This window comes from Pseudoalteromonas sp. XMcav1-K (assembly GCF_044005875.1).
Lineage (GTDB): Bacteria > Pseudomonadota > Gammaproteobacteria > Enterobacterales > Alteromonadaceae > Pseudoalteromonas > Pseudoalteromonas spongiae.
In genome coordinates this window covers 20,042-30,400 of record NZ_JBIPJE010000017.1, presented here as the reverse complement: position 1 = coordinate 30,400, position 10,359 = coordinate 20,042, and the positions used below count along the sequence as shown (strand labels likewise).

At 40.6% G+C, this 10,359-nt stretch carries 7 protein-coding genes; 4 read left to right on the top strand and 3 right to left on the bottom strand.

The features are described 5' to 3' along the window. From ACHSBP_RS00810 to ACHSBP_RS00800, 3 genes are all read left to right on the top strand, one after another. Positions 1–3,764, top strand: a 3,764-nt coding sequence (locus ACHSBP_RS00810; protein ID WP_395387951.1) for a LamG-like jellyroll fold domain-containing protein, incomplete at its 5' end; no start/stop codon positions are given. Then, positions 3,752–4,570 (top strand): hypothetical protein, encoded by an 819-nt coding sequence (locus ACHSBP_RS00805; RefSeq protein WP_395387950.1) that lies wholly within the window; start codon positions 3,752–3,754, stop codon positions 4,568–4,570. The genes ACHSBP_RS00810 and ACHSBP_RS00805, both read left to right, overlap by 13 nt. Further along, positions 4,570–5,037 carry a hypothetical protein gene (locus ACHSBP_RS00800; protein ID WP_395387949.1) on the top strand — a complete coding sequence of 156 codons (468 nt, stop codon included), beginning with the start codon at positions 4,570–4,572 and terminating at the stop codon, positions 5,035–5,037. Before ACHSBP_RS00805 ends, ACHSBP_RS00800 begins: the two co-directional genes overlap by 1 nt. A gap of 580 nt (positions 5,038–5,617) precedes the next feature. Here the strand turns inward: ACHSBP_RS00800 and rimI are convergent. The 3 genes from rimI to ACHSBP_RS00785 all read right to left on the bottom strand — a co-directional run bounded on the left by rimI (position 5,618) and on the right by ACHSBP_RS00785 (position 9,689). Then, complete coding sequence (gene rimI / locus ACHSBP_RS00795) at positions 5,618–6,721, bottom strand: ribosomal protein S18-alanine N-acetyltransferase (protein ID WP_395387948.1); 1,104 nt, start codon at positions 6,719–6,721, stop codon at positions 5,618–5,620. A 2-nt stretch (positions 6,722–6,723) separates the two neighbouring features. Further along, on the bottom strand, positions 6,724–8,166 hold the full coding sequence (locus ACHSBP_RS00790; RefSeq protein ID WP_395387947.1) for a RimK family protein: 1,443 nt from the start codon (positions 8,164–8,166) through the stop codon (positions 6,724–6,726). A 326-nt stretch (positions 8,167–8,492) separates the two neighbouring features. Continuing rightward, positions 8,493–9,689: a helix-turn-helix domain-containing protein gene (locus ACHSBP_RS00785; RefSeq protein WP_395387946.1), complete on the bottom strand. Its 1,197-nt coding sequence runs from the start codon at positions 9,687–9,689 to the stop codon at positions 8,493–8,495. Positions 9,690–9,870: 181 nt separating this feature from the next. On the opposite strand from ACHSBP_RS00785, the gene ACHSBP_RS00780 reads away from it, so the two are divergent. Further along, entirely contained in the window at positions 9,871–10,302 is a 432-nt protein-coding gene (locus tag ACHSBP_RS00780; protein WP_395387945.1) for a DUF6326 family protein, read from the top strand. The last annotated feature ends 57 nt before the right edge of the window (positions 10,303–10,359 follow it).

Genomic DNA, 10,359 nt, shown 5'->3' with positions numbered 1-10,359 from the left:
GTTATGCAAACCGTCAGAATAAAACTCCGGTTGAAATTAAATGGGATGCCAAAGGTTCAGGCAGCTTTATTAATTTAGATAATAACAATGCCGAAAACGGCGTTTTTGCCGCAGATATTCAGCTACCTCCATACGCTGGTACACGTGCAACCCCTTTTGTGTACTTTGCGGGCGATAAAGACAATTACGTTATTATGGATGCCATAGAGGTTGTGCCGGGTGAGCCTGCTACTTTAAGTATCACAGGGGAGGGTGATGCTTACATGGAAGGTTTAGGTCAAATCAATATTGAACTAGAAGCCAAAGATAAAAACGGCAACCTAGTGGCTGATGGTACCTCTTTCATCTACTCACTAGACGGACATGGCATCGTTTCAGAGGCTTCAGATAGCTTCACCAACGGTAAAGCGTCGCTTATTGTGAAGGGCGGTTATTTACCCGACGATGAATTAAAGTTAAAAGTAACGACCGGAAATGTTTCTCAAGAATTAGACTTAGTAATACAACCTCTTACGGTTGTAATTGAAGATTACCCACTTAATATGGAAGCGGGTCAAGTATATGAAATCCGTGCAAAAGTCACTAAACCTGATGGTGGTGCTGCACAAGGCGTGAGTGTATGGTTTGAAACGAATGGTGGGCGGTTGGAGCGTGGCACGTTAACAACCAATGCTAATGGGTTAGTTACCGCGAAAATTCACACAGGTTTCCATGCCCTAGAACAAGTGCAAATATCTGCAAGAGTTGGCTTAGTAGAAGGTGATGTTGTTGAGGGGGATATTACCGCTAAACCCATACAATCAGCAGCACTTCGCATGCAAACGGCAAAACAATTTGGCCAAAAAAGCCAGTTTAGTAAAGGGGCGCAATTAAATGCGCGAATAGCCTCTATGGCGTCGCCTGTTACACAGCAAAACGCAGCAAACAGTATTGACGTGTTAGTGTTTGGTGAAGCAGATGTAGATGGTGCACTTGGATTAACCCGTGAAGACGATTCAGTCATAAAGCTCCCTTACAGCGTAACTGGAAACTTAGAGCTAAATGGGCAAGAAAATACCTCTCAGTTTGTCACGTTAGGCACATTATCTGAACCTAATTTACAGCCTATTTCAGCCTATTTCATGAGTGAACTCGTCGAGGAATTAGTCACTGATGCAAACCAACTTCATAATGGTAAAGCAAGTTTTGTTAAGTTAGTTAATGACCACCCAACGCAAACAGGTTTTAGTTACCAATTCAAAAAACACGCTGAGAAAAACCCGGTTGGAGAATGGCTACCAAGTCAAATCGTGGTGCCAGCAGATGAACGCTTTAAGCCTGTTAATAGTGTCGGCTTTAGGTTAGACCTCAAAGCGAGCGCATTTGACTCGACAGTGTTTGATTTTGAAGGCGGCGCACAAGGCCTAAACTTAAACCAAGATGGCACACTGACTTATTACCTTCATAATAAATCTGGCAAAATATCAGTTACTTCAACCAATGCCGTTAATTTGTCTGAATGGGTCACAATTGCGGGTAAATACCAAGGTGGCGAGCTTCAGTTAGAAGTTAATGGCCAGCTAACAACGATTAACGTGCCCGACACGCCATTAGTTTATTCGGTTACGTCTCGCGGGCTTACTATCGGTAAAGGGCTTGATGGTAACTTAAGCAGCGTTAAGTTTTATAACTACGAGAGTCAACCATTATTAAGCTTTACAGATGGTACACAAGCAAAGCAAATTGACTTTAATACGGGTCAATCACAAACGTTATTACCAATAAAAAGCACGGGGCAGCTTAATAAAAACGGCGAATCGGCAGGTGTATACCGCATTGGTATTAACGTTGATGGTAAACAGTATTTTGCCAGTGTGATAGGCGAACAAGGCTATTTGCAAATGATGCGAATGATGGCGGCGTTTAATCCGCCAGACGGTTATCCGCCCGTTGCCTTTAATAGCACAAAATATACACCGTTTCCTTTTGTGCCAGTGGCGCATGCATGGTTTGATTTCAGTTGGGAAGGTGCTTGGGAAGGCTTTAAAGCCGTTGCTGGTGCCATAATTCCATACGAAGCAATTGGCGTAGTCGCTGAGCAAGTGGTTTTCTTAGCCAAAGGAGACAGTCGATTTGACCCACTTGAGTTGGCGTTAAATGCCATAGAAGTACTAACAATTGTTCCGCTCGCAAAGCCGTTGATCCCAATTATAAGACCTGTAAAAGCAGTATTTAAATCTGTCAAAGCACTTAATCCTAAGTTCTTAAAGTCATTAGGTGGTGTAATTGGTAAAACAATGGACCATATTCTTAAACGGGACTTTGACAAAGCATTAACCATTTTACCTTTTTTAATAATTGCAGGTGAAATGGCAGCTGATGCGGAAGCAAGGGAAGGTTTAATGGTCTTAATTAAATCCGTTTCCAGCAGCGATGACATTTTTGCGTGGATGGAATACCTTAGTTTGCCAGCTGATGGTTGGGAGGGAGCTGGCAACCCTCCAGGTATAGAGCTGACGGCTTATCTGCCCACTGAAAGACAATACGAAAACACATCACCATTAGATACAATAATGGGAGTTGCGTATGCAAACAGTAAAAAACCGAAAAAAGCAAAAGTTGATGGTGTAGAAATAGGTAGAATGTTTAGCGGCATTAATAAACAATTTAAAAAAACGTTCGAAAAAAACCCAAAAATACTTTCAGAAACGATTAAAACAATCGGTCAAAAGATCAAGCTTACAGACGTTGTCGCCATGAGAAAACTCATTTTTAATGAAAAAATGCTTAAATCATCGCTTGCATTAATGGCGGTAAAAGGTAATAAAAACCTTGTTAATCTCATTAAAGGCAGTGCTAATTTACGTATGTCGCCTTTAACGATGATTGGCATTATTGCCTACCTTGAAAGCCGAATGTCGTCCGAGACGTGTTCAGACTCATGTAAACTGCTACGCCCTAAAGTCGCTGATGAAGTTCGTAAAAAGTACACATTAGCACTTGGCGAGTATTTGGCTGGCAGTGCAGCTCATTTAGGTAACCAGCAAGTTGGGGCTGCTTTTCACCTTGCCATGATAGCGGTAAAACATTTCGAATATGAATTAACTGGTGAAAATGAAATAAAAGAAGTAGAAGCGACACGTAATGTGCCAATTTATAAATTTACTGACACCAGTAAAACGGCTGTTGAGGTGCTCACAACTCGAATTCGTTACGTGGATATTGCATTGCAAGGGAATGATAAAGAAATTTGGGTTGAGCCTAAGTCTTTACAGCGCCCCTTTAGGCAATCCCCTTGGAAACTCTGGGCGCCAGATAAAACTGGTAAAAATGAGGGCGGTTATTCACGTCAGTTTAGTTTAGATCGAATTGGTGCAACAAAGAATAATCTAGCTGGAGATCTTAACGAAAGTTATCACTACACAGAGCGTTTTGAATGGTGGCTACAAAGTTTTAAAACTAAAGGTGGAAAAAAAGGCTACACCAAACAAGACATTAACGGGGTAAAGAAAACAATACCGCGTTACCCGCGCTCTAATTTACTTAAAGCAAGTTTTGGGTATACAAAAGCCGCAGATGCAAAACCCTTTAAGAAGAATTTAGAAAAAGACTGTTACATTAACACATTTTCAATTAAATCATGGGTTATGTCACCAAGTGTAAAAGAAGTGGTACTTGAAGGTATTGCAGATACCATCATCAATGAATTTGAACTTCCCGCTCAGCTTGGCGATTTCAGTGACATTAATATAGATCCCAAGGAACTAAAACTATGCTCTTTGTAGAACTTAATAAACAGCTTGATAAATCAGCGTGGCATACGCAAGATCCTCAGTGGCTGAAAGCCCGTAAAAAGCACTGGCAAACCTTAGTCAAGTTTTTTAAAGCACATAACATACTACGCCCAGACAGCATTAAATATTACCAAACCTACTTTTTGACTGGCGAGCTACAAAATACCCAAGAAATAGGATATTTTCCACGAGAAGTGAATGCGTTTTTAGTGATGATGTTCCACCCGGAGCAAACAAAAGAAAGCTTGAAAATAGTATTCAATACGTATTGTAAAACATATCATCCGCAAAAAGTTTTGCCGTGTTGCGATGATAGCATCGATTTTTTCGAAAAAAATATAATGCTATTTGTTGAAGACCAAGAGGGGGTGTTAGGTGGCAACGAATCCATTTATTGCGATATTTTATATGGTGAAACAAAAGAAGAGCAACTAAAGCGAAGAGCGCATAAAAGTAAAACGAAATTTCCAGCTTTGTGTAGCCGATTGAGCAAACTAATTACAGATGAAAATACCCATCGTTTCTCATATTATCAATACATTATTGATTTTTGTTTTCTTACAATAGCACCTGATGAATTAGAGTTTGGTAGAACAAAAATAGAGTTACCTAAACAGCTTGCTATTTTTGCTAACTACGATCAGCTTGATCCATTTAAAGATAGCAATCCCGAGCGATATGAAAGCGCTTGGAAAGTGGTTAATAAACTGAGAGCAAAATTAGATAATGAGGACCTGCCAGAAGAGCTCAAAACATTATGGGCTCAAGCACAAAATCAAGAGGTCACCCTGGGCTAATGGAATTAGTAATAAAGTTGGTTGGTATAACATCAAAGCAATCAGCAGCAGACTTTATAGCACTGATGCTGAGCGAGGATGCACCTTTGTTTGAGGATGAAGTAGACGCAGAATACCACACGACGTTTGAAGCCTTATCCTACTTTGAACAGCCAGAATATATAAAGGTGTCAGGGCAAGATTTTATTGCACAGTGGGAGCTCGGTGGGGATGCCGAATATGAAGAAATATTACTCTCATTAAATGAGGCTGGGTTAGACAAAATTGTTGCTTATATAAATCTTGACCAAGCTGAAAAAATTGTAATATGTGAAAAGGGTGCAATTTCCATACTTTCCAGTGAAATCTTAAGAAAGTACCACAAAGTCGCCGAATCACACAAAAAACAGTTTGAGCTATTAAGTAAGTTATTATTTTCAATCAGTGGAACCTGTGTTGTAGAAAACTTATCTAGCTCCCAGAATTAAGGTGATTGAACCGATGCGTTTTGGGATTATTTGGATATGTACTCTATCTAACACTGGCTAACTCTTCATATTTAGAAAGGAAGCAAATATGATCAAGTTTACGTTTTACCAGCTTCTGCTGTAGAGACATGATAGTCGCAAAAATTACCTTTGATGATGTTGTGATTGGTAAAAGAACTTCAGCATTTCAGTGGTAATAGCGCGCTTTTTAAAGCGAGAAAGACATACTTAAAAGTTGGGGTTCGATTATTAGCCCTAATCGTAACTATGCTCCTACATACATAAGAAATCACCATAGCATTTTGCTTTAATTTTAATTAAAAGATATACGCATTCTTATCAAGGGGTTTAAACAGAATGCGTATGTGATTTTAATGAAAAGCCAACAGCGTAGAACTGGTATTATACCAATTCACTTAAGTAGCTAATCATCCTAGCGGGCTAAATATCATGCTAACTGCGTTAGAATTTATCAATGTAGAACAACTACATAAGAAAAATTCCGCCTTGTTAGCATTTCATTTATCCAGCGCTATCCCTGATCACATACTTAACAGAACTGGTATTACACTTTTCCCTATTACTTTTGATTTGCTACAACTACCGCTGTTTTAAGACGTTGGCTGCCAAAGGCGGCCATTGATTGAAATGCCTCGATGGCAACGGGTAAATGTTGGCAATCAATATCGCTTTGAATAGGTTCGTTTACATCAGGGTCGTGCACATAAACGCATTCATCGTCGATGCCTGTAACCAATACCCAATGGGGCGCTTTCATACCGTCAAATCGGTAGGTGCTAATGAGTACAATCACCGCGTGTCCTTTTAGTAATTGCGCTTGCAACCACTCAAGATTGAGCTCTTGATAACTTATATTAATGCCTACATGTTGGCAGTCGCTTAGCATTTCATAGTGAACCCGTTCAATCACCTGTTTTTTTGTAGCGTCCCGTACACTGTCAATAAATAGCGGCGTATCGGTATTCACCATAACTTGGCTGGTAAACCCGCGTTTATGTGCCGCAAGCGCTAAACCAAATGGGTGGCAGCCGCCATGGCCTGAGGTCATAAAAATGGTGGTGGCTTCACGCCAAATTGCCAGCTCTTGCTCGACCCAATTTTTGTTTTTGGGCGCCAGCGCTGACATTGCCATAATTAGGCTTGCTGGGCCGCAAGTAAACTCTGTGGTTTGTCTAAACCAAGGCGCAGCTAAGTGCGCCCCTTGCTCGGTATTGGCGCGAATGCGTTTTTGCATTCTGAGTGCATCACTGCTGTCGGCATAATAGGCTGCAAAACGGCCAAAAACACGGTAGCCAAGCTTTTCATACAAATTAATAGCCGCTTGGTTCCTTGCTGCAACTTCAAGGCGAATGTAAAAGCGCTTGTGTGCCTTAGCAACGCTTTCAATCGCCGTTAATAATTGCTCAGCAATGCCTTTCCCGCGCATTTCAGGTAATACCGCTAACGAATAAATGCGCCCGAGGCGGGTGCCTTTGTGTAGCCAAATTAATACGTAGCCAACGACTAAGTAGTCGTTTTCGGCCACCAATAATTTACTGTGCTCCGACACTAAATAGCGTTTAAAGCTGCGCCGACTAATTTTATCACTATGAAAACAGCGGTTTTCAATGGCAAGTAATGCGGTTAGGTCGTTACTTACTGCATCACGAATACGGCATGCCATGGTTATTTGCCTCGGCTCTCTAAACGGCGTAAAAACTCCGACATAATTTGCATATATAACTCTTCGCCCAGGTATTTATCTTCCACACCATGGTCGATACTTGGATTGTCGTTTACTTCAAGTACAAAGGCTTTGCCGTCGACTTCTTTAATATCAATGCCATAAAAACCATCGCCAATTACCGCAGCTGCTTTTAATGCGCTACTTAGCACCGCTTTAGGCACTTCAAATGTTGGTAAGCTATCAAACGCGCCTGAAAAGTTGCGTTTTGATTTATGGTTATAAATTTGCCAGTGATTGCGCGCCATATAATAGCGGCAAGCATACAGTGCTCGGCCATTAATTACGCCAATACGCCAATCGTAATCGGTAAACATAAACTCTTGCGCCAGCACTAGCGCTGATTCTGCAAATAATTCGGCTAAACGTGTTTTTAGCTCCTCACGGGTTTTAACTTTAAACACCCCTTTAGAAAACGAACCTTCAGGCATTTTAAGCACTAACGGGTAGCCAAAGCTGCTCTCGAGCATAGCGATGGTATCAGGGCTTTGATCTGCCAAAATATGTGTTTTTAAGCTTGGCACTTTTTGGTAGTTAAATGCATCGTGTAAAAACACTTTATTGCAGCAACGTAAAATCGACGTTGGGTCGTCCATTACCACAAGGCCAAGCTTTTCGGCGTGTTGCGCTAAGCGATAAGTATGGTGATCAATACCTGTGGTTTCACGAATAAATAAGCCATCGTAATGTGCTAAATTCACGCCGCTACTTGCTTCCACTATATGTACTGCAATGCCGAGCTTTTCCCCTGCTTTAATAAAACGACTCAACGCACCTTTATTACTCGGCGCTGATGCTTCTTGTTGATTAACCAACATAGCAACATCCCAACGCATTTTTTTAATGCCTTGGCGTTTTTTCCACGCAGTGTTTGCAAGCTCGCTTACCACGCTATTAAAAAACTCTTTTTCTGTGTCGCTTAAAACGGAAAAGCTCAGCATTTCAATAGTGAGTGTGAGCTGTTCTAGGTCACATTTTATTGCGACTCGTAATACCGGTACCGGGTATTCTTGATAAACCAACGCTGCCAGTTTTTGCATTTTTTCATCTTGCACACGACCAAAACACATTAGTACTGAACAGGTTTCGCCGTCGTTACATACGGTTTTATCAAGGTACTTTCTCGATACTAAAATTTGGGCTGGCGTGCGCAAGTTATTAAGCGTTTTTACACTTGGTAAAACGTCGTGGCCACGGGCTTCTGCTAATAATGAACAGTAGTAGCCTTGGCTTAAATAGCGGCTGCTTTCGCAAAGGTTTATAACACGCGTTTTAGGCTCATCACGCTTCGGATAGTCTTTTAGGTAAGTTGCAAAATCAATTGCTTTAATATCGTTATGTGATGTGGTTTGATTGTCATCAACCACAATTAAGGTTTTCACCATGGATCATTCCAAGTAGTGTGGATGATGCTTTGGCACATCAAAACTGACGGTTGCAGCACACCACTTATTTTAAAAAAATAGGGTGCGGATAGGATTATTTATGCGCACTGAAGTCTTGCAAAAATTTTCGTGAGTGTGTCATGTCAAACGGGGCTCAGCAAGCAATATAGGTGGGATTTATCACGATTTATTTTTGTTGTAATGACAAACATTTTTATTGGAATATCAAAAGTGTAAAGGTCAACATACGCTAGCTGTTTCTTGATGAAAAACAGCTCTTAAATTCTCTTCAATCTTGCCTTTAAATTAAACCCAATTGCTAATAGTTAAGCGATGGCGTTTTGCTTTCGAAATTCACTTGGTGTTACCCCAGTTTGTTGTTTGAATGCTTTGTAAAAAGAAGAACGCGCGTTAAACCCCGCAGCTAAGGCAATATCGAGCACCGAACTTTGGTTTGCAATAATGTGTGGTTTTGCAGCCTCAATGCGCCATTGGTTTACGTAATCAAAAAAATTAAGGCCTAATGTTTCATTCAATGTTTGTGAAATGTAATTGGGCGAAATAGCAGTATGCTGTGCCAGCTTTTGTAAAGATAAGCTTGAGTCTAAGTAAAGCTGCTCATTTTCCATTACCGCATTTATTTTTTCGGCAATACGTGCTGATTGCGCTTGGCTAAGTGCAGAGCGCTGGTATTTTTGCTGGCAGTTAATACCATTATGTTGTTTTTGGCTTTGTTGGTCTTTGATTTCTGTTTTGGCATCGCCTAACAAAAACGCGTTTTCACCTATCAGCGCGGGTTTTTGTTGTAAGCCAAAGTGCGCCAAACTCCAAAGTAAAAGGAGCGATAGCAGCGCCTCGACTCTGGCAGTAAACAATACATCGTTAAATAAGCTTGATGCAAATAATGTGATGAGAGAAAAAAGCCAAACGCACAGTGCGCTAAAGAGCAGCCAATTTACCCATTTTAACTCTTTGTTTTCATTGTTAGAAAAAACATTTTTTAGCTCTTTTCGATAATCGCTCAAACGGCGAATAATACAATACAAGGTATAAACGCACTGCAATAGCCAAAGCACCATCATAATCAACATGGTGGTAAACAATGTGCCAACAAGCGGGTGATTTGCAGTTACATCGTCAATAAAAATAGCGCGGTGAACATCGCTTGGCAGCGTTAATATCATCACTGAAACCACCAGTGCGGGAATAATTAACACACCGTGCAAAGCATGCTTCTTAGTGAATTTCCATGGGGTATTGGAGGTGATCCCCTCAATGTAAAACCAAAGTGATGGGCAAAGTACAAACAGGGTGGGAAATACCAACGCGGTATAAATTAAATACGCACTTTCAAACAGTGTCGCCACAATAGAATTCATAGCAAGTAATCCGCATGCTAATAAAAATACTGCTAAAGGCATAAACGTGGCGTTAGCGTGACAGCGAGAAACTAATAGTGGCAGGCTTAAGCTAATTTGCCCCACCATTATGATGGTGAGCACTAGTACTATTGGGTCGGTCACTGTTTACTTCCTTTTATTGAAAAATATCCATTTTTACAGCAAAAAAGTGTCCGCGCTTTTAGTCTCGGACGACTTAACCCTTTATAAATTATATTGTTTATTTCAGTCAAGCGAGGGGCAACGCAATGAGAACAATACGCTCACATAAAAATGGGCGCAATAAACTAATAATGGAGTAAGCATGAGTAAAACTAACCAGATGCCAAGTGGTTTGGTAAACGACACCATAAATGTAAAGCTTAAATTGGCAGCACTTTGGGCTGCTGTGATGTTTTGTTATGTTTATGGTGATTACATCGAGGTGTATGTGCCCGGGGTTATGTCTAACGCGATGGCGGTAAGTGCCAATAGTGAAGGGCTACAAACAAAATTTTTTGCAGTAGCGTTTTTAATGTCAATTCCAAGTGTGATGGTATTTTTATCGCTAGTCTTAAAACCCAGTGTTAACCGCTGGTTAAATATTATTATTCCCGCATTATTTGTGCTTTTGTTAATAGGGTTAAACCTAGAAACTACGTGGATTTTTTACCTTTATTTAACAGCGTTAGAAATTATATTGTCGCTTGCGACCATTTGGTTTGCATGGCGATGGCCTAAAAATGACGCGTCTTGATCTGCTTTAAATTGATTGCTGTGGCGCCAATTAACTTGTTTTTCATAATCGTTTTGG

Excerpts from the sequence above, each read along its gene's own strand:
- ACHSBP_RS00805 (WP_395387950.1), top strand. The coding sequence starts at position 3,752 with ATGCTCTTTGTAGAACTTAATAAACAGCTTGATAAATCAGCGTGGCAT.
- ACHSBP_RS00800 (WP_395387949.1), top strand. The coding sequence starts at position 4,570 with ATGGAATTAGTAATAAAGTTGGTTGGTATAACATCAAAGCAATCAGCA.
- rimI (WP_395387948.1), bottom strand. The coding sequence starts at position 6,721 with ATGGCATGCCGTATTCGTGATGCAGTAAGTAACGACCTAACCGCATTA.
- ACHSBP_RS00790 (WP_395387947.1), bottom strand. The coding sequence starts at position 8,166 with ATGGTGAAAACCTTAATTGTGGTTGATGACAATCAAACCACATCACAT.
- ACHSBP_RS00780 (WP_395387945.1), top strand. The coding sequence starts at position 9,871 with ATGAGTAAAACTAACCAGATGCCAAGTGGTTTGGTAAACGACACCATA.